We start from the raw sequence: 506 nt of genomic DNA, 5'->3' as shown, positions 1-506 counted from the left end.
GATTTCAGACCATGAAAGCTTTTACTCTGACAGTGCTGGCGGCCATGTTCCTCACTCCGGTACATGCGATACCACTAAAACCCGTAACCACACTGCAGCCAACCTACCCGGTACAGGCCGCAGCAAAACGCATCGAAGGTCAGGTGACCGCCACGTTTGATATTCTGGACGATGGACGAGTGGACAACGTGTCGCTTACCGGCTGTCACCTTTTTTTTCGGGAAACGCTGACGGCAATGAGGCACTGGCTATATCCCGCAGGGCACCCGGCAATGCGACAGGTTATAAATTTTGAATTCAGTCTGAAAAATGACGGCTTACAGGATCCGCGACCAGTCACCACCCAAAAGCTCAATGATGATGGTTGCCGCCAGTAACAGGTCCTTTAACCCGCAGGCTGCAATAGTCCTGGATGATGAGTGAGCCTGTAGCAGCCCTGATTAGTGGAAGCGAAGCTGAAAAATGGGCAGCAAAAGCCGTATTTCTGGCAAATAGCGCCGCCACGG

General features: G+C 52.4%; 1 protein-coding gene. It reads left to right on the top strand.

Annotated elements, in window-relative coordinates; translation table 11 throughout:
* The coding region (locus ACFPZN_RS56700; protein ID WP_378293808.1) for a TonB family protein at nt 1-377 on the top strand (377 nt) is incomplete at its 5' end.
* Nucleotides 378-506: the final 129 nt, after the last annotated feature.

The sequence above is a fragment of the Actinomadura rugatobispora genome (genome assembly GCF_042656285.1).
GTDB classification, from domain to species: Bacteria; Actinomycetota; Actinomycetes; order Streptosporangiales; family Streptosporangiaceae; genus Spirillospora; species Spirillospora rugatobispora.
Note: the sequence above shows the minus strand (reverse complement) of the source record. Positions and strands in the feature narration are given on the sequence as shown.